Here is an 18,756-nt window from a genome sequence, read left to right on the forward strand (position 1 = left end):
GACGAAGCGACTGGCGAATCTCGCCAAGCATGGGGTCGATTTTGAGTTTGCGTACGTCGACGCAAAGACCGGAAAGGAAATTCTTCGAGTCATAAGTTTGAGAAAGGCGAACAAACGCGAGAGGCGCTTCTATGAAGAAGCCATGGCTGACCGAACCGATCAGCGATGAAGAGGACGCCGAGATCACGGCTGCCGCATTAAGCGACCCGGACATTCCGCCTCTGAGCGACGAAGACTGGGCTCGCTTGCGTCCCGCCCGCGAGGTCATGCCGCCTGAGTTCTTCGAGCCGGTCACATCGCCGCCCAGACGGTTCTTCATGGCGGAGATCGAGCTGGACGTCGCCGAGCATTTCAAGCGCGAAGCTGGCGAAGACTGGCAGGCCCGCATCAACGACATCCTGCGGGCGGTCATTGCGAAGGACGCTGCAGAATAGACCGGAGCGGCGAGGGGCGAGGCAGGGACCATCACGCTGCCTTCCTGGCCTTCGCGGCCCGAGCGGATTTGCCGGCTGCGTCGCCCAGGCCTGTCTCGGCGGGAGACTTCGCCTCGCCCGGCCGTGCGCCGCCCTCGTATTCCTCGAGAAAGTCGAGCAGCTCCTGCCGGTAGCGCCAGTAGTCGGGATGTTCGAGCAGCGCCTTGCGGCTCCTCGGGCGCGGCAGGTCGACCTTCATGATCTTGCCGATCCTGGCCATCGGTCCGTTGGTCATCATCACCACGCGGTCGGCCAGCAGGATCGCCTCGTTGACATCATGGGTGACGCAGATCGCGGTCACCTGCGTGCGCTTCCAGACGTCCATCAGCACGTCCTGAAGCTCCCAGCGGGTGAGCGAATCCAGCATTCCGAAGGGCTCGTCGAGAAGGAGGAGCTTCGGCGACAGGGCGAAGGCCCGGGCGATGCCGACCCGCTGCTTCATGCCGTTGGACAGATCGGCCGCGCGGCGGTGTATGGCGTCGGCGAGACCGACGCGGTGGAGATAGTGCTCGACGACGTCGCGGCGCTCGGCCGGCGCGGCGTTCGGATAGACGCGGTCGACGCCGAGCGCGACGTTCTCGCGGGCCGTCAGCCAGGGCATCAGCGACGGCGCCTGGAAGACGACGGCGCGGTCCGGTCCGGCGCCGGAAACCTCGCGGCCGTCGAGGACGATGCCGCCCGAGGAAATGTCGGCAAGACCCGCCGCCATCGACAGGACCGTCGACTTGCCGCAGCCAGAATGGCCGATCAGCGTGACGAACTCGCCCTTTTCCATTTTCATGTCGAAGCCGTCGACGACGGTCAGCGGCCCCTTCGGGGTCGGATAGACCTTGCGGACCTCGAAGAACTCGACATAGCCGCGCGCGATCGGCGAATGGGCAGCGTCGCGATAGGCCTTCGGCAGGTCCGGCGCGGGTGCGCGGGGCTTCGATCCGAGCGTGATCGGCACGACGTTCGGCAGCGCGACCGCGTCGCCCGCCTCCTCGTTCGCATGCCGGCCCTTCTCGACGAGATAGCCGGTGACCTCGCGGCGCAGCCGCTTGAACGTCTCGTTCCCGTTCATGGCGCCGCGCTCGCGCGGATGCGGCAGATCGACCGGGAAGGATGGCCCGAGGCTCGCGCGCGGACCGGGATCGAGCGGAATGATCCGGTCGGCCAGAAGGATCGCCTCGTCGACGTCGTTGGTGATCAGGATGATGGTCTTCTTCTCGACCCGGCTGATGGCGGCGAACTCGTCCTGGAGCTTTCCCCGGGTCAGCGCGTCGAGCGCCGAGAGCGGCTCGTCGAGAAGCAGGATCTCGGGGCTCATCGCGAGCGCCCTGGCGACGGCGACCCGCTGGCGCATGCCGCCGGACAGTTCCGCCGGCCGGCGCGCATCGGCATGGGAGAGGCCGACCATGGCGATGTACTTGTCGATACGGCGCTTGCGCTCCGCCCGGCTTTCGCGGGCAAAGACCGTGTCGACCGCGAGCGCGACATTGCCGCGCACCGTCAGCCAGGGCATCAGCGAATAGGACTGGAAGACGAGGCCGCGCTCGGGGCCGGGACCAGCCACCGGCTTGCCCTTCATCAGGACTTCGCCGGCATCGGGTGAAATCAACCCGGCGAGCAGCGAGATCAGCGTGGTCTTGCCCGACCCGGAAAAGCCGACGATCGCGACGAACTCGCCCTCGCGGACGGACAGGTTCACGTCCTTCAGGATTTCGCTGCGGTGCTCGCCTTCGCCGTAGGATTTGGAGACGGACTTCAGTTCGATGATCCGGGAAGGGATGATGGTCATCTTGATCGCCCTCCGACTTATCGGCTCGAGGAGAAGGTGAAGGCGGCCTGCAGCGCGGCCATGATCCGGTCGAGCACGAAGCCGACGATGCCGATGGTGATGACCGCGACGATGATGCGGGCGAGCGAGTCCGAGGAGCCGTTCTGGAACTCGTCCCAGACGAACTTGCCGAGGCCGGGATTCTGGGCGAGCATCTCGGCGGCGATCAGCACCATCCAGCCGACGCCCAGCGACAGCCTGAGGCCGGTGAAGATCAGCGGCATCGCCGAGGGAAGCACCAGCTTGGTGATCGTCTTGTGGGTCGGCAGCTGCAGCACCTTGCCGACATTGACGAGGTCCTTGTCGATCGAGGCGACGCCGAGCGCGGTGTTGATCAGCGTCGGCCAGAGCGAGCAGAGCGTCACCGTGATCGCCGAGACCACCATCGACTTCGGAAGGGCGTCGGAGGCGTTCACGTAGAGCGCCGAGACGATCATCGTCACGATCGGCAGCCAGGCGAGCGGCGAGACGGGCTTGAAGATCTGGATCAGCGGGTTGAGCGCACCGCTGACGGTGGAGGAGAGGCCGCAGGCGATGCCGAGCGGGACGGCGATGATCGTCGCGAGCAGGAAGCCGAGGAAGACGGTCTTCAGCGAGGTGAAGATCTGCTCGGGATAGGTCGGTGCGCCGGTATAGTCGCGGACCTTGACGCGGTCGGCATGGCCGGCGGCGACGAGCTTCTGGTTCCTGGCCTCCTGGCGCTCGTAGAAGGCCACCTTGTCGGCCTCGGTGCGCTGGTAGTCGGCATAGAGCGATTCCACCTGGCCCCAGACCTTGGCCGGGCCCGGCACCGTGCCGAGCGAGGTCTGCACCGTCGGGGCCAGCGCCGCCCAGACGGCGAGGAAGGCGAGGATGCCGATCAGCGGCACCGCGAGGCCCTGCCACAGCGCCTTGAGATTGGAGCGCGGATCGTCGCCGGCGGCGATCTTCATGATCGGCACAGACCAGCCGAGACCGATCGCCGTCAGCGGGCCGGTAGCGCGGGTGATGCGCGTCATCCGTCTTTCCAGACGCAGGGTCCGGCGTTCCTCGGTGGAGAGCTCGTGGCCCATGAAGTCGGAGGCGGTGCTCATGGCAGGATCCGTCGTCGGGAAAATCGGGGCGCGGTTCATCGGACCGGCGCGCCTTGGCGCCGGCCGCGGGTTCAGTTCGAGGCGAGGCTGGCGACGTCCTCGTCGCCCTTCAGGCCGATCTCGAATTTCTTGAGGTACGCATTCGGCGTCCGGCCGTCATATTCGACGCCGTCGATGAAGGCTGATGTCGCCGGCTTGTAGCCGTCGGTCTGCGGCACCTCGGAGGCTTCGAGGCGGCCGTCGTCGACGAGCGAGGCGGCGGCCTGCCTGTAGATGTCCGGCAGATAGACCGACTTCGCCGTCTCTTCGTACCAGTCGTCCGGCTTCGCCTCGGAAATCTGGCCCCAGCGCCGCATCTGGGTGAGGTACCAGACGGCGTCGGAATAATAGGGATAGGTCGCGAACTTCTCGAAGAAGACGTTGAAGTCCGGGGCCGGGCGCTTGTCGCCCTTTTCATATTCGAAGGTGCCGGTCATCGAATTGGCGATCACCTCGGCGTCGGCGCCGACATACTCCGGCCGCGCCAGGATCTGGACGGCCTCCTTGCGGTTTTCAGGGCTTTCGTCGAGCCATTTGCCGGCGCGGATCAACGCCTTGGTGACGGCAACTGCCGTCTGCGAGTTCTCCTCGACGAAGCCTGCGGTCATCCCGAAGACCTTCTCCGGATTGTCCTTCCAGATCTCGGTGTCGGTGATGACGGGAACGCCGATGCCCTTGAAGACGGCCGCCTGGTTCCACGGCTCGCCGACGCAATAGCCCTGGATGGTGCCGGCCTCGAGCGTCGCCGGCATCTGCGGTGGCGGCGTCACCGAGAGGAGGATGTCGGCCTTCACCTGCCCGGACGTGTCGGAGGGGGTATAGTAGCCGGGGTTCAGCCCGCCGGCGGCGAGCCAGTAGCGCAGCTCGTAATTGTGGGTCGAAACGGGGAAGACCATGCCCATGTTGAAGGGCTTGCCGGCTGCCTTGTACTGGTCGACGACCGGCTTCAGGGCGCTCGCCGAGATCGGATGCTGCGGCCTGCCATCGGCGTTTTCGGGGATATGCTTCTTCATCTCGGCCCAGACGGCGTTCGACACGGTGATGCCGTTGCCGTTGAGGTCCATGGAGAAGGGCGTGACGATATGCGCCTTTGTGCCGAAGCCGATGGTCGCGGCGAGCGGCTGGCCGGCCAGCATGTGCGCCCCGTCGAGCTCGCCGGTGATCACCCGGTCGAGCAGTACCTTCCAGTTCGCCTGCGGCTCCAGCGTGACGTAGAGCCCCTCGTCCTCGAAGAAGTGCTTCTCCTTGGCGATGGCGAGCGGAGCCATGTCGGTCAGCTTGATGAAGCCGAACTTCAATTCGTCCTTCTCGGGGATCAGCATGTCGGCTCGCGCCGGCTGTGCTGTTGCGGAAAGGCCGGTGAGGGCGCCGGCAAGGGCAATCGCGGCGACGCCGCCGAGGAAGGCGCGTCTGGAGAGGTCGGTCAGTCTGGCCATGGGCGCAGTTTCCCCGTTGCCGGAAGCCCCGAGGGGGTCCGGAGTGGATGACGAAGGACATGAAAAAAGGCCGCTCGACCAATCGCGGCGCCTGCCATCTGGAAGCGCTCTTGACGAAGGGTCGGCAGCCTTGCCGGTGACGTCCATCGTTGGACGTCGGGTCAAACGGAGCCTCAGCAGCTTCCGTTTTCGAACAGGCGCTACGGTCTTTCGAAGCGCAGGTTGTTCGACTGGGTTTATAGCCGGCCCGCGCTCATGTTGCAATGCGAGCGGAGCAATTTTTGCAGCTTTTCTAGACTTCCGTAGTAATTGTGCAAATAATGAGCAGACCGCTGCGCCTGCAGGCAGCGGAGTTGCGCAGAGGCTAGGCGTCCGCCACGCCAGCCTCGCGGTCGAACAGCCCCGGCGGAACGTCTGGCCCATCTGCCACATCGGAGGATCCGGAGGCCTCCGAATTCGCCTCCGGGCCTTCCCCGAGCGCCTGTCGATAGAGATCCGGCCGGAAGACGTCGCCAGCGACGGCAAGGCTTTCGGGCGAGAGCGGCGCGTCCCCCCACCGCACCATCTGGCGTAGGAGCCAGCGTCCCTGGCGCGGGTCGGGCCGGTTGGCCCCGCTGGCGTGAAAGACGATGAAGTCGGGGATCACCAGATGCCGTCCGGGCGAGACCTCCAGTCGTCCGGCAAGCGCCGGCAGGAGATTCGTCTCGGCGAGACCGAGATTCTCGGGCGCGGCGAGGAGCGCGGCAAGCGCAAGATGGTTGGCCGGGTCGTCGCACCAGGCCGCGGCATCGGCGAGCGCCAGGATCAGCCGCTCCAGCGCGTCGGGGCGCTCTTCGGCAAAGCCTCTTGCGACGCCGAGCACCTTTTCCGGGCTGCGCCGCCAGATCTCCGCCTTGGTGGTGACGATCGCCCCCGCGCTGCGGCGGACCGCGATGGTGCTCCAAGGCTCGCCGACGCAGAAGCCGTCGATCTGGCCGCCGGCCAGCGCATCCGGCACCAGGGGCGGCGGAACCACGGTTATGTCGACGTCGCGCTCCGGCGCGATGCCGGAGGCCGCCAGCCAATAGCGCAGATCGTAGTTGTGGCTCGAATGCGGGTGGACGACGGCAAAACGCAGCGGCGGCTCGCCCTTCGCCTTGCGCCGCTCGACCACGGTGCGGAGCGCCGCGCCGGCATCCGCCGGGCCGGAGCCGAGGGGGCGGACGGTCTCCATCGTGGCCGCGACGGCCTGCGACACGGTGACGGCGTTGCCGCCGAGGGCGAGCACCATCGGCGCGATCATCGGCACGGCCAGCGGCCCGATCCCGAGGCTCGCGGCGATCGGCATCGGCGCCAGCATGTGCGCCACGTCGAAATGGCCGACGCCCATGCGGTCGCGGATCGTCGCCCAGGAGGTTTCGCGCGAGAGCTTCAGATGGATGCCGCGCGCCTCGGCAAACCCTTCCTGCGCCGCGGCGACGAGGACGGCGCTGTCGAGCAGCGGCAGGAAGCCCGCGCGGATCTCGATTGTGCGGCTCATGACCCGTCTCCGAGCAGGCTGTGGGCGCTGACGAGTGACTTCGCGACCTCGGCAATCCGCCGGTTCTCGTTCATCGCGGTCTTGCGCAGAAGCCGGTACGCCTCGGGCTCGTCGAGGCCCTTGGCCTTCATCAGGATCCCCTTGGCCCGGTCGATCATCTTGCGGTCGGCGAGCTCGCTGCGCGCATCGTGGAGTTCGCGGGTCAGCCGGTTGAAGGCGTTGAACCGCATGATCGCCATGTCGAGGATCGGCTTCACCCGCTCCTTTTTCAGCCCGTCGACGATATAGGCCGAGACGCCGGCGGCCACGGCCGCCTCCATCGAGGCGGAATCGGAGCGGTCGACGAACATGGCGATCGGCCGCTGGACCGAGCGCGAGACCTGGAAGAAGTGCTCCAGCTGGTCGCGATTGGGGTTTTCCAGGTCGACGACGATGACGTCCGGCTTCAGCGTCTCGATCCTGCGCACCAGGCCGAACGTCTCCGTCACCACCTCGACATGGCTGTAGCCGGCTTCCCGCAGCCCGTCCTCGATGATCGCGGCGCGCGCGCGGTTTTCGTCGACGACCAGAATCGAGAGGAAGGGACCCATAAGCGCAGTTTGCACCTGCGAAGACGCGCCTGACAATTGCAGCTGAAAGTGCGGGCGATCTGCCTAAACAGGAGGCAGGAACAGGAGCGCCCGCGCCTCCGAAACGCTCGCCGGATGCCGGCCGTGGCGTTCGCAGAGCGCCGCGGCGCGCTCCACCAGTGCGGCGTTGGACGGGGCGAGCGTCGTCCTGTCCAGCCGGACATTGTCTTCCAGCCCGGTGCGCAGATGGCCGCCGAGTTCCAGGCTCCAGTCGTTCAAGGTGATCTGGTGACGGCCGATGCCGGCGCCGGTCCAGGTCGCGTCCGGCTCGAGTCGCTTCAGCGTCGCGGCGAAGAATTCGAAGCTCTCCCGGTCGACCGGCATGGCGTTTGTCACGCCCATGACGAACTGGACGTGCAGCGGGCCCGCGATCAGCCCGCGCTGCTTCAGCGCCGCAGCCTGGAAGATCATCGAGAGATCGAAGGCTTCGATCTCCGGCTTGACCCCGTGGCGCAGCATCTCGCCCGCCAGCCATTCGACGAGGTCTGGCGGGTTGTCATAGACGCGCGTCGGGAAATTGCAGGAGCCGGTGGCGAGCGAGGCCATGTCGGGCTTCAGGGAGAGCATGGCGCCGCGCGCCGCGCCCGCGCCGGAGCGACCGCCGGTCGAGAACTGGACGATCATGCCCGGGCAATGGCGGCGGATGCCTTCCATCAGCCGCGCGAACTTCTCCGGATCGGAACTCGGCGTCTCGTCGTCGTTGCGGACATGGCAGTGAACGAGGCTGGCACCCGCCTCGAAGGCGGCCTGCGTCGATTCGACCTGTTCGGATACGGTTATCGGCACCGCCGGATTGTTCGCCTTGGTCGGAAGCGAGCCGGTGATGGCGACGGTGATGATCGCGGGCGTCGTCATGAGGCTTATCTGGCCGGGGTTTCGCCGAAGTCGAGAGCGAGCGGTGACCGGGCGCGGACGGCGCCCCGGAGGAGCGAAATCCGTCCGGCCCGGTGGTGGGTCCTCCGTCGATTGTCATGGAACCGAATCCGATCCGACATCGAGGGTTCACCGACGGCCAATAGTCCACTGCCGAACGCGGCGCTCCCGGGCCACCACCGGTCCACAGCGGGCGGCGCAGCGAACTTGGCCGAGCATGGTGAACCGATGCTGAAACTGGAAAACGTCTCCCGACGTTTCGCCACGTTCACCGCCGTGAACGGCGTTACGCTGTCGATCCCGGCGGGACAGATGGTCGGTGTGATCGGCCGCTCCGGCGCGGGAAAATCGACGCTCCTGCGGATGCTGAACCGGCTGATCGACCCCAGCGGCGGCCGGATCGGCTTCGGAGAGACCGACGTGACCGCGCTGCGCGGGGCCAAGCTCCGCCGCTGGCAGCGCGACTGCGCGATGATCTTCCAGCAGTTCAACCTCGTGCCGCGGATCGATGTCCTCACCAATGTTCTGCTCGGCCGGCTGAACCACCGCAACACCGTCCTCAACCTCCTCGGCATCTTCTCGGACGAGGAGCGCGTGAAGGCGCTCGCGGCGCTCGACCGGCTCGGCATCGCGCAGACCGCCCTGCAGATGGCCGGGACGCTTTCCGGCGGCCAGCAGCAGCGGGTCGCCATCGCACGGGCCCTGATGCAGGAGCCCAAGGTCATCCTCGCCGACGAGCCGATCGCCTCGCTCGACCCGCTCAACGCCGAGATCGTGATGGACGCGCTGCGCGACATCAACGAGAAGGAAGGCATCACCGTCATCACCAATCTGCACACGCTCGACACCGCACGCGCCTATTGCGAGCGCATCGTCGGGCTGGCGGCGGGCGAGGTGGTGTTCGACGGCGCCCCGGAAGCCCTGACCAGCGACGTCGTCCGCCGGATCTACGGCGCCGACGACAAAGCGCTCAGCGAGCATATCACCTCCACCAGTATTTCCCGTCCCCGGGCCGAGGCCGCGCAGGCGCCGCAGAGATTCCGGCCGGTTCTCGAAGCCGGCTGACGAGACGGATTTTCGTACTTCGCTGCCCCGACGTACGCCGTCGCGGCGGCAAGAACCGGTACCCACGCATCCAACAGGAGAGAGAAAATGTTGAAGCAAGTCCTTCTCGGCGCCGTCGCGATCGCGACTGTGGCCGCCGGCACGGCGTCCGCCTCCGCTTCGGAATTCCGCATCGGGATACTCGGCGGCGAGAACCAGGCGGATCGGCTGCGCAACTTCCAGTGCATGGTCGACCAGCTGAAGCCGGTGCTCGGCGTGGACGAGGTCAAGCTGTTCCCGGCCGCCGACTATGACGGCGTCGTGCAGGGCCTTCTCGGCGGCACGCTGGACGAGGCCGAGCTCGGCGCTTCGGGCTATGCCAAGGTCTATCTGGAGAACAAGGACGCGGTCGATCCGATCCTGACCACGGTCCAGACCGACGGCTCCACCGGCTATCGCTCGGTCATGGTCGCCCGGAAGGATTCCGGCATGACCAAGCTCAAGGACATGAAGGGCAAGAAGCTCGGCTTCGCCGATCCGGATTCGACCTCGGGCTATCTCGTCCCGAACGTCGCCCTGCCGAAGGACATCGGCATGCCGATCGATGAGTTCTTCGCTTCGACCGGCTTCGGCGGCGGCCATGAGAACCTCGTCCTCGAAGTCGTCAAGGGCACCTTCGACGCCGGCACGACCTGGGCCTCGGGCGTCGGCCAGTTCGAGGACGGCTACACCTCCGGGAACCTGCGCAAGATGGTCGACAAGGGCGAACTGGACATGAACGACCTCGTCCAGCTGTGGGAATCCCCGCTGATCCCGAACGGCCCGATCGTCGTGCGCTCCGACCTCGACAAGGACATGAAGCAGAAGTTCAAGGATTGGATGATGAAGCTGCCGGAATCCGATCCGGCCTGCTTCTCGGCGATCGAGGGCGGCGAATTCAAGGGCTTCACCGAGGTGACGCCCGCCTTCTACGAGACCATCATCGAGGCTCGCCGCTCCGTCATCGGCGGCTGATCGATCCCGCCCTGTCGGCGCGTCGCGGCCCCCGCGGCGCGCCAATTTGGTTCAGGTGTCCCGTATGCCCGTTTCCGCGGCCGATCTCGGTCACGATACACAGCTCGTCTATCGGCATTTCCGGGAGCTGCAGTTCCAGCGCCGGCTCTACAGCTGGGGCGGTCTTCTCGTCGTTCTCCTGGCGCTCGCCGGATCGCTCTGGTTCGCCAACGAGACCAATGCCGGCAAGTTCTTCGACCGGCTGCCGCACTTCTTCGACTTCATCGACCAGATGATCCCGCGCGACGCCACCGAGGTCTGGCGCGCTTTGTTCGACCTGCCGTCGCCCTACGATACCGGCAGCCTGAAGTACAACTACCCGGTCGGGCGCTTCTACATCACGGACGGGTTCTACATTCCCGAATATTTCTACAAGATGGTGGAGACGCTGAACATCGCGCTGGTCTCCACGATCATCGGCTTCGTCTTCGCCTTCATTCTGAGCTTTCCGGCAGCCCGCAATCTTAAGGCGCCCTTCTTCGTGCGGATCCCGGTCAAGCGCTTCATGGAGATCGTGCGCGCCTTCCCGGAAATCGTGCTCGCCGGCTTCTTCCTGGCGATCCTGTCGATCGGGCCGATCCCGGCGATGATCGCGGTGTCGATCCATGCGATCGGCGCGCTCGGCAAGCTCTTCTATGAAGTCGTGGAAAACGCCGACATGAAGCCCGACGAGGGCCTCAGGGCGGTCGGCGGCTCCTGGGTGGAGCGGGTGCGCTACGGCATCGTGCCGGCGGTCCTGCCGAATTTCCTCTCCTATACGCTGCTGCGGCTGGAGATAAACGTGAGGGCCTCAGTCATCATCGGCGCGGTAGGCGGCGGCGGCATCGGCGAGCCCCTGCGCCTGGCGATCAGCCGCGGCCATGAGGCCAAGACGCTCGCGATCATCCTTTTGTTGTTCGCGACGATCGTCGCGGTCGACCAGCTCTCGGCGCATCTCAGGCGCCGGCTCGTCGGAAACACCGCCTTCCAGCTCGGCGGCTGAGGGAGACCGAGATGAGCGCCATGTCCGCCGCAGCCGCAGACGATTTGCGCAGCCGCTATCCCGAGGTGTTCCACCAGTCGTTCTGGCAGCGCTGGCGGTTCCCGGCGATCGCCGGCGCGACGATCCTCTACCTCTGCTTCGCCTGGTGGATGTTCGGCGTCGGCACGGCGCTCTCCAGGGCGAGCTGGCACATCGCCGGGATCTACCTGTCCGACTGGGTCTCCTATGAGGTCCGGCCGACGGTCGAGACCGACGGCGACTATCTGAAGGTCACCTATCCGCGCTTCTCGCCGCTCGGCGACAATCCCGATCCGGACTGGCTGAAGAAGGACGAGACCACGATCGCCCGGCGCGCCGCCGAAACCGCAGCGGGCACGTCGCCGGCCGGCGCGCCCGCCACCTCGACCTCGAGCAGCGCCGGCAGCTTCATGGCGCCGGCCGCTCCGGCGGCCTCGGCCCCTTCGACATCGACGCAGAGCAGTGCGGGGAGCTTCATGGCGCCCGCGGCGCCGGCGACCTCGGCGCCGTCCACCTCGACGAAGAGCAGCGGCGACAGCTTCATGGCTCCGACGGCGCCGGCAACTGAGACCGGCCCAGCGAAACAGGACGCGCCGCCGGCGGCAACGCCCGCCGCGCCGGCCGTGGAGACCGTGACGACCGCCGCCCATCTGACCATCGGCGGCGCCGACATCACCATCGCACCGCGCATCGTCACGGTCGCCTATGAGGGCGAGACGCGGATCATCGACATGACGCCCGGCAAGAGCGTCGTCATGCGGGGCGGGCCGCTTCCCGCCTGGGCGAGCCAGGTCGGCGAGACGGGGACGCTGCGCTGCGATTTCGGCTTTCGCGGATCGATCGAAGTGCGCGACGACGAGGTGAAGGTGCGCCATCGCTTCTGGGGCTGGCAGAACTTCGTCTTCGACACCCGCTCGCCCTTCTTCGGCAAGTCGGCCTCCGACGTGATCCACCTGATCGTCTCCGGCCCGCGCCTCGATCCCGCGCAGTCGAACCTGTCGCTCGCCTGGGACAACATCCTCAACAATGCCGAATGGCAGCATGGCGATGTCTGGCTGAAGCTGATGCAGATCATCGTGATGGCCTTCGCCGGCACGCTGTTCGCCTCGCTCGTCGCCTTTCCGCTCGCCTTCGTCGCGGCGCGCAACATCACCCACAACAAGCCGGTCAACCAGATCACCAAGCGCTTCTTCGACTTTCAGCGCTGCGTCGACATGCTGATCTGGGCGCTGTTCTTCATCCGGGCCTTCGGACCCGGCCCGCTCGCCGGCATCTGCGCGATCTTCTTCACCGACACGGGCACGCTCGGAAAGCTCTATTCGGAAGCGCTGGAGAATATCGACGACAAGCAGCGCGAGGGGCTGAAGTCGGTCGGCGCTGCGCCGGTGCTCGTCCAGCGCTTCGGCGTCCTGCCGCAAGTCCTGCCGGTCTTCGTCTCGCAGTCGCTCTATTTCTGGGAATCGAATACGCGCTCGGCGACGATCATCGGCGCGGTCGGCGCCGGCGGCATCGGCCTGAAGCTCTGGGAGGCGATGCGCACCAACGCCAATTGGGAAAACGTCGCCTATATGGTGCTGCTCATCCTGATCGTGGTGCTCATCTTCGACGGCATCTCCAACGTCATCCGCAGCCGGCTGATCAAGGGCGACCGGCGCTGAGGCGGGTGGAAGCGCGGGCTGCCCGGCCGCTTCTAAACCCCCGCCGCATCCAGCAGGCGTTCGACCATGCCGCGATAGCCGCTGCCGAAGAGCCTCAGATGCACCAGGGCGGGCCAGAGCTGGTAGAGGTCGCGGCGCTCCGGCCAGCCGGGCTCGAGCTCGCCATAGGCCTCGAAGAAGGCCGGGCCCGGGCTGCCGAAGAGTCCGAGCATGGCGATGTCGATCTCGCCATGGCCATGATAGCAGGCCGGGTCGATGAGGCCGGAGATCCGCCCCTTCGATGCAAGGACGTTGCCGCTCCACAGGTCGCCGTGGAGGAGTGAGGCGGGCGGGCTTGCGGGCAGGCGTTCGTCGAGGCCATGCGCGAGCGCTTCCAGCCGACGCGCGACGGCGCCCGGCACGTGCGGCAGATGGGTGAGGAGACGGCGCTCGCCGTAAAAGCGCGGCCAGTCGCCTCCCGCGGTATTCTCGATCACGACCTTGCCGAAGGCGTAGTCGGCCTCCCAGCCGTAATGCGGCCCGGTGGCCGCGTGAAGCCGTCGAAGCACAGCGCCGAGATCGGCCGAAGCGGAGGAAAGACTGCCGCCGGACGGCAGAAGTTCGATCGCCAGCGCCGCATCGTCCACGCCATAGACCTTCGGCGCGGGGGCGCCGGCCGCCCGGATCGCCTGGAGCATCGCGGCTTCCATCCGCGGAGCGGGGCCGGTCTTGACCACGGCCCGGCGGCCGTCGGCGAGCGTGATGGTCACGAGGTCGGAGAGCGAGCCGCCGGAAGCGCCGCCGGCTTCGGCGAGCGTGCCGCCCATCAGCGCGGCGCCCCGTTCGGCAAGGCCGGTCATGTCTCGCCTGCGATATGCCGGGCGAGCCCCGCCGCGCCCTCCGTCGCGTCCGCCCAGGTGACGTCGAAACCGGCATCGTCGCCGTAATAGGGGTCGGCGACCGGCTGACCTTCGCGTCCGGGCACGAAATCGAGAAGCAGGCAGAGCTCGGCCGAAGCATCGGCCGGACGGATCCGCCGGAGGTTCCTGAGATTGTCGCTGTCGAGCGCGACGACATGGGTGAAGCGGGTGAAGTCTTCCTGCGTCACCTGCCTCGCGCGGTATTGCGAGATGTCGATCCCGGCCCGCGCGGCCACCGCCTGCGCCCGGCGGTCCGGCGGATGGCCGACATGATAGTCGCCGGTTCCGGCCGAATCGGCCGTGACATCCAGCCCGAGACGCGCCGCCTCGGCGCGAAAGGCGGCCTCGGCGAGGGGCGAGCGGCAGATATTGCCGAGGCAGACGAAGAGGACGGCGGGCTTGGAGGTCACGGCTGGCTCGTCTTTGAACAGGGGGCGGTGCGCGCTGGCGGCTCTCGGGCGAAGCTGTCGCGCACATAGGACCTGTCAACCGTCCCGGCTCCGAAGCATGCAAGCCGGCCCTTCGCCGCTGGCGGTGTCGCGCGGACCTCCGTCCCGACCCAGCGAGTCCGTCTACTGCGTGAAGATCGCGTAGTCGGGCATGCCGAGGCCGAGAATGCCGACCAGCGTCTCGGCGCCGGCTTCCGCCGGCCCGTCATTGACGATGCGCACGAAGCGCTCGGCGCCGTCCGGCAGCTTCAGCGGAACGGCGCGGTCGAGCCGGGCGGCGACCTCCTCGCGGCTTTCGCGGCCACGGCCCGATACGCGTTCGACGAGGACTTCCCGTGGCGCGGTGATTTCGACGACGGCGAGCCGCGGAAACCGCGCCGCCGCCGCGTCGAGCACCCGGCGGGAGATGTTGGCTATGACCGTGCCGCCGGAGGCGACATGCCCGACGAGGCTCGCCGGCAGGCCGTAGGCGAGGCCATGCGCGCGCCAGGAGAGGCAGAAGGCGCCACCCGCCTCCGCCGCCTCGAAGGCGGCAAGGCTCATCACCTCGTGGTCTTCCAGTTCGGCGACCGCCGGGCGCGTGACCACGCGCCGGGCGACGACGACGCCGGAGGCCTCCGGCAGGCGCGCGGCGGCGAGCCCGATCAGCGTGTCCTTGCCGGCGCCGCTCGGGCCGACGACGGCGCAGAAGAGGCCCGGTGCCGGGTCCTGGGCCACGGCGTGCAGGTCCATCCGATCAGGCAACGCGCCGCCCCTCGCGAAAGACCGAGCGCACCACCGGCGGCTCGCCGCGATGGGCGCGGATGCGCACGAGATCGGCGCGGCGACCGGGCTCGATCGCGCCGCGATCGGCCAGGCCGACGGCCTCTGCCGGGGCCTTCGTCACATGCCGGATCGCTTCCGGCAGCGAAGCCTCTTCGAGGTCGTAGAGATGGAAGGCCGCCTGCAGCATGGAGAAGGGCACATAGTCGGAGGACAGGATGTCGAGGACGCCGAGCCGCATCAGCTCCAGCGCCGAGACATTGCCCGAATGCGAGCCGCCGCGCACGATGTTGGGCGCGCCCATCAGGATATGCAGCCCGGCCGCCCGCGAGGCTTCCGCTGCCTCGACCGTCGTCGGAAATTCGGCGACGGCGATGCCGAGTTCGACGGATTCGGCGACATGCGCGGCGCTGGCGTCGTCATGCGAGGCGAGCGCGATGCCCCGCTCGCGGCAGGCCGCGGCGATCGCCCGCCGGCTCGCCGGCGCGTATTTCTCCGACTCGGCAATCCGGCGCTCGCAGAAGGCGTCGAACTCGGCGTCGGTCAGCCCGTCCTTCTTCTGGTAGAAGGCGCGATAGGCATCGAGATCGCGGAACTGGCGCTGGCCGGGCGCGTGGTCCATCAGCGAGGCGAGCCTCAGCCGCGGATTGTCCTTCACCTTGTCGAAGCCCTCGACGACGTCCTCGGCCGAGACCTCGCATCTGAGATGGATGAAATGGTCGGCGCGCACCCGGTCCTCGTCCACCGCCTGGCCGATCGCCCGTCCCATCGCCGCGATGTCGTCGGAACTGGCGATCCGGTTCTCGTCGGTGCCGACGCGCAGGGCGTCGAAGACGGTGGTGATTCCCGAGGCGGCGATCTGGGCGTCATGCGCCTGGATCGCGGCCATCCGGTTCCAGACGACGCGCGGGCGCGGGTGGTAATGGCCCTCGATATGGTCGGTGTGGAGCTCGACGAGGCCGGGGATGACGAAGTCGCCGCCCATGTCCTCGCCGCGCGTCGACCGGCCTTCGCCGATCTCGGCGATCTCGCCGCCGATCAGGACGAGATGGCCGTCGACGATCTCCTCGGGGGTGACGATTTTGGCATTGGTGAGGATCGTCTCGGCGGGCATTGCGGTGTCTTTCGAAAGGAACGCGCGTTCGGCCGCGGCGCAGTTTCGGCAGGGCAGGTGGCGCGCGGCGGCTCGCGGCCATCGCGTCCCCCGATGCTGGATGCGGCGGCGAGGGGCATGTGGTCGATCCGGGCGAGAAACGTCAAGTGACGCTTTGACGTCAGCTGCATACGGCCGGGCGAGGCGTGCGCGAACGCATCCTGCCGACACCGCGTCGCTGCATCGGCGCGGACCCGGCACTCCTTCCGCGCGGCGTCCTTGATTGGGGGCGGGCGTCTCGCCGTTGGCTACACCGGCACCGGCAACACGACCCGGTTCGCAACGCTCGAGCACGAGTCCGGCAGGGACTGTGGCCGATGACGATCGCGCTCGCATCATCTCAGATGCCGAAATCGGACGGAAGGTAAACCGGACGGCTAAAGGCGCGCTTCATGCGAGATCGATCGCCATCTATAGTCGCTGCGTTGAGCCAGGCAGTGGGGACGAAATTGGCCGAAAGCGACGAAAATCCGCAGGTGCGTGGCGGTCTGTCAGAGGAGATCGCGCGCCTCAAGGAACAGGTGAAGGAACTCCAGGCAGCTTCGGTACATCATGAGCAGAGGTGTCACAGAATAGAAGCCCTTCTCAGCGGCACGTCTGCGGCTCGACCTCCCGGAGCGAGTGTGGCGGCGGTCGCGACGGGCGGACCAGTCGTTTCCGTCATCATGCCTACCTTTGATCGTGCAAAGTTCATTGGTGAAGCCATTGCGAGCGTTCAGAGACAGCAGTTCCAAGAATGGGAACTCATTGTTGTGAGCGACGGAGCAAGCGAAGATACGGAGGCCGCCGTCATCCCATTCCTGGAAGACAAGCGGATCAAAATGGTCCGGCAACAGAATGCAGGATCGGCGAATGCCAGGAATTTCGGCATCCTCAATTCTTCCGCTCCGCTTCTGGCATATCTTGATGATGACAATCTTTGGTATCCAGAGTTTCTTTATCGTGCGGTCGACGTCTTCGCGACCCGCGAGGATGTTGATATTATCTATGGTGCCTTAGTGACTGAGGAGAATAGATTGCGGAATTCCTGCGTACTTTGGAAGAAATTCAATAGAAAACATCTTGAAATTTTGAATTACATTGATACGAACGTGATCGTTCACCGTCGAAAGCTTTTTGATAAGTATGGAGGGTGGGACGGAAGTGTCAGGAAACTCTGCGACTGGGATCTGGTCCTGCGATATACCTCGCACAGCCCTGCGCTCGCGTTGAACGTGCTGGCGGCTTACTACCGTGATTGCGACGGCGGTCGGGCCAGAGGGCCATCGGATCCGCTGACGTTCAATGAGGTCCGTCGACGGATCGAATCCGGCTCGTATCAGCCCGTATCACCCAACCAGCCGGGCTAATCTGTCCCGCGCTCCGATCCAGGAGTCGGGCCCGGCTTGCGACCACACCGTCAGTCGTCTTCGCAGCTTGGCGATGGATTCTTCCATATTCCAGTCGGCCGGAGTGTCCTTGAAAAATGAACGTGAGAGCCAGGCGCCAGATGCATCCAGGCGCGGATACTGGGCAATAACGAGGTCCGGGGGATAGGGAAGATTTCCGTCATCCGGACGCGCCAGCCCGCCCACCGAGAACGGCAGTCCGGCATCATTCACCGCTCGTGCGAGGCGAGACAGCGCTTCGGAAACCAGAACTTCGAAGTGGCTTCGAAGTCTTAGCTGTATGCGTAGATCGTTCAGCCCGGCCATGATCTCGTCCACACCGGGGATATCTAGAATTTTATCGATGCGCTCTAAAGCGGGTTTCGTCTCCACAAGAAGAATAGTGCGCGCGCGCGCTCGAACCAAATCGATGAAATGGGCCACTTCGGTCGGGCTTGTGAAATACGGAAGCATTATTACCTTGGCCCCGGCCTCCAGAACGCTCTCTATTTCCTGATCGCTTTGAGAATTGATGGGGTTGATGCGTACAAATGCGTCGGAACGGCTGAGGACTTGCGATACGCGTTGGAGATCGGAAATCGAATGGTATGAAAGGCGTGTATCGAGGCCGGATTGCCTGACGGATTTGCCGAGCGTTTCTAAGTCCACCCCGACTCGATCGACACCCGCTGCATCCGCTGCGGCCGCCTGGAACCGGTCATTCGTGATGAATGTCAGAACGAACGCTTCACCGTAGGATCGGTCCATATAAGATCTACAACACTTTCGGGATCATGGGAGAGCCGGGCTCGGCTCTCCAATTGTCAGGTTCTTCATGAACATAGGTTTCGTCGGTAATGTTTAGATAGCTGGCCGGGCACCCGCTTTCATTGCGCAATCCGTGCCAGACTCCAGGCGGTACAACGACCATGACGGGGCGCTTGGCCCCGATCCGAATGATATCCGTCGCGCCGTGGGTGGGAGAGCGGGGTCTCGCGTCCCAAAGCGCGAGCTTTATATTGCCGCCGATTCCAACAAGATGGTCAGTTTGCTTGGTATGAGCGTGCCAGTCGGTAACGGCGTCCGGGTTCATCTCCACCCAATTGACCTGTCGGACGTCTATTCCGATTTCCGACCAGTCGATCCTGAATACTTCGGCCATGGAGCCGCTGCGAGTGAGGATGTTTCCGAGCTCGCGTACGAGAACGCCTGAAATATTCGGGGTATGAGCGCGCGCGCCGTCGCTCTTTACGGTTTGCGTATCTCTAGTTCCAATCATGCCCATCTCAACAATCATCGCTGTGTAAATCTATTCAAACTGCCGGTAGTCGCTGCGACCGGCCATCCTATTCTGCCGTGGAGCGAGGTCCTCGGCCTTTGGTGTGGGCGGTTCAACCCGAAGCCTCTGTGTCGCATGTCAGTGGGAGCAGAGCCTTGGCAGGCAAGACGCTCATTTCACCAAGTGTGCCGGTGCCTACCCAGCGACGGATGGTCTGCGACCATCTGCGCC

General features: G+C 65.8%; 18 protein-coding genes. 6 read left to right on the forward strand and 12 right to left on the reverse strand.

The window, feature by feature from the left end; translation table 11 throughout:
- Nucleotides 1-131 precede the first annotated feature (131 nt).
- Nucleotides 132-434, forward strand: a complete 303-nt coding sequence (locus tag LH400_RS15755) for a BrnA antitoxin family protein (RefSeq protein WP_229153721.1) — start codon at nt 132-134, stop codon at nt 432-434.
- A 31-nt stretch (nt 435-465) separates the two neighbouring features.
- Here the strand turns inward: LH400_RS15755 and LH400_RS15760 are convergent, their stop codons facing one another.
- The 6 genes from LH400_RS15760 to LH400_RS15785 all read right to left on the reverse strand — a co-directional run bounded on the left by LH400_RS15760 (nt 466) and on the right by LH400_RS15785 (nt 7,843).
- Entirely contained in the window at nt 466-2,253 is a 1,788-nt protein-coding gene (locus tag LH400_RS15760; RefSeq protein WP_229153723.1) for an ABC transporter ATP-binding protein, read from the reverse strand.
- A gap of 17 nt (nt 2,254-2,270) precedes the next feature.
- Nucleotides 2,271-3,365, reverse strand: a complete 1,095-nt coding sequence (locus tag LH400_RS15765; RefSeq protein WP_229153725.1) for an ABC transporter permease — start codon at nt 3,363-3,365, stop codon at nt 2,271-2,273.
- A 71-nt stretch (nt 3,366-3,436) separates the two neighbouring features.
- Nucleotides 3,437-4,840 carry a CmpA/NrtA family ABC transporter substrate-binding protein gene (locus LH400_RS15770; protein ID WP_229153727.1) on the reverse strand — a complete coding sequence of 468 codons (1,404 nt, stop codon included), beginning with the start codon at nt 4,838-4,840 and terminating at the stop codon, nt 3,437-3,439.
- A 364-nt stretch (nt 4,841-5,204) separates the two neighbouring features.
- Entirely contained in the window at nt 5,205-6,359 is a 1,155-nt protein-coding gene (locus LH400_RS15775) for a CmpA/NrtA family ABC transporter substrate-binding protein (protein WP_229153729.1), read from the reverse strand.
- Nucleotides 6,356-6,949: an ANTAR domain-containing response regulator gene (locus LH400_RS15780; RefSeq protein ID WP_229154411.1), complete on the reverse strand. Its 594-nt coding sequence runs from the start codon at nt 6,947-6,949 to the stop codon at nt 6,356-6,358. The genes LH400_RS15775 and LH400_RS15780 overlap by 4 nt, the downstream gene beginning before the upstream one ends.
- A gap of 63 nt (nt 6,950-7,012) precedes the next feature.
- On the reverse strand, nt 7,013-7,843 hold the full coding sequence (locus LH400_RS15785) for a 3-oxoadipate:acetyl-CoA acetyltransferase (RefSeq protein WP_229153731.1): 831 nt from the start codon (nt 7,841-7,843) through the stop codon (nt 7,013-7,015).
- Between the two features lie 246 nt (nt 7,844-8,089).
- Here LH400_RS15785 and phnC point away from each other — a divergent pair, with 246 nt between their 5' ends.
- The 4 genes from phnC (at nt 8,090) to phnE (LH400_RS15805) (ending at nt 12,616) form a co-directional block, all read left to right on the forward strand.
- Nucleotides 8,090-8,926, forward strand: a complete 837-nt coding sequence (gene phnC / locus LH400_RS15790) for a phosphonate ABC transporter ATP-binding protein (protein ID WP_229153732.1) — start codon at nt 8,090-8,092, stop codon at nt 8,924-8,926.
- A gap of 87 nt (nt 8,927-9,013) precedes the next feature.
- Nucleotides 9,014-9,919 (forward strand): phosphonate ABC transporter substrate-binding protein, encoded by a 906-nt coding sequence (phnD, locus tag LH400_RS15795; protein ID WP_229153733.1) that lies wholly within the window; start codon nt 9,014-9,016, stop codon nt 9,917-9,919.
- A 64-nt stretch (nt 9,920-9,983) separates the two neighbouring features.
- The gene (gene phnE / locus LH400_RS15800; RefSeq protein ID WP_229153734.1) at nt 9,984-10,940 is read left to right on the forward strand and encodes a phosphonate ABC transporter, permease protein PhnE; all 957 of its coding nucleotides are present in this window, start codon (nt 9,984-9,986) and stop codon (nt 10,938-10,940) included.
- Between the two features lie 11 nt (nt 10,941-10,951).
- Entirely contained in the window at nt 10,952-12,616 is a 1,665-nt protein-coding gene (phnE, locus tag LH400_RS15805; RefSeq protein WP_229153735.1) for a phosphonate ABC transporter, permease protein PhnE, read from the forward strand.
- Nucleotides 12,617-12,648: 32 nt separating this feature from the next.
- Here the strand turns inward: phnE (LH400_RS15805) and LH400_RS15810 are convergent, their stop codons facing one another.
- The 4 genes from LH400_RS15810 to LH400_RS15825 all read right to left on the reverse strand — a co-directional run bounded on the left by LH400_RS15810 (nt 12,649) and on the right by LH400_RS15825 (nt 15,840).
- Nucleotides 12,649-13,455 carry a fructosamine kinase family protein gene (locus LH400_RS15810; RefSeq protein WP_229153736.1) on the reverse strand — a complete coding sequence of 269 codons (807 nt, stop codon included), beginning with the start codon at nt 13,453-13,455 and terminating at the stop codon, nt 12,649-12,651.
- On the reverse strand, nt 13,452-13,925 hold the full coding sequence (locus LH400_RS15815; RefSeq protein WP_229153737.1) for a low molecular weight protein-tyrosine-phosphatase: 474 nt from the start codon (nt 13,923-13,925) through the stop codon (nt 13,452-13,454). Before LH400_RS15815 ends, LH400_RS15810 begins: the two co-directional genes overlap by 4 nt.
- A gap of 162 nt (nt 13,926-14,087) precedes the next feature.
- Nucleotides 14,088-14,681, reverse strand: a complete 594-nt coding sequence (gene phnN, locus LH400_RS15820; protein WP_229153738.1) for a phosphonate metabolism protein/1,5-bisphosphokinase (PRPP-forming) PhnN — start codon at nt 14,679-14,681, stop codon at nt 14,088-14,090.
- Nucleotides 14,682-14,700: 19 nt separating this feature from the next.
- Nucleotides 14,701-15,840: an alpha-D-ribose 1-methylphosphonate 5-triphosphate diphosphatase gene (locus LH400_RS15825; protein ID WP_229153739.1), complete on the reverse strand. Its 1,140-nt coding sequence runs from the start codon at nt 15,838-15,840 to the stop codon at nt 14,701-14,703.
- A gap of 488 nt (nt 15,841-16,328) precedes the next feature.
- On the opposite strand from LH400_RS15825, the gene LH400_RS15830 reads away from it, so the two are divergent.
- Nucleotides 16,329-17,228: a glycosyltransferase family 2 protein gene (locus LH400_RS15830; protein WP_229153740.1), complete on the forward strand. Its 900-nt coding sequence runs from the start codon at nt 16,329-16,331 to the stop codon at nt 17,226-17,228.
- On the opposite strand, the gene LH400_RS15835 is transcribed toward LH400_RS15830, so the two are convergent.
- Nucleotides 17,208-18,014: an aldolase/citrate lyase family protein gene (locus tag LH400_RS15835; RefSeq protein WP_229153741.1), complete on the reverse strand. Its 807-nt coding sequence runs from the start codon at nt 18,012-18,014 to the stop codon at nt 17,208-17,210. The genes LH400_RS15830 and LH400_RS15835 overlap by 21 nt on opposite strands.
- A 7-nt stretch (nt 18,015-18,021) precedes the next feature.
- Nucleotides 18,022-18,543 carry a dTDP-4-dehydrorhamnose 3,5-epimerase family protein gene (locus tag LH400_RS15840; RefSeq protein ID WP_229153742.1) on the reverse strand — a complete coding sequence of 174 codons (522 nt, stop codon included), beginning with the start codon at nt 18,541-18,543 and terminating at the stop codon, nt 18,022-18,024.
- Between the last annotated feature and the right edge of the window lie 213 nt (nt 18,544-18,756).

Source organism: Jiella soli (assembly GCF_020615385.1).
Taxonomy (GTDB): domain Bacteria; phylum Pseudomonadota; class Alphaproteobacteria; order Rhizobiales; family Rhizobiaceae; genus VKMB-3413.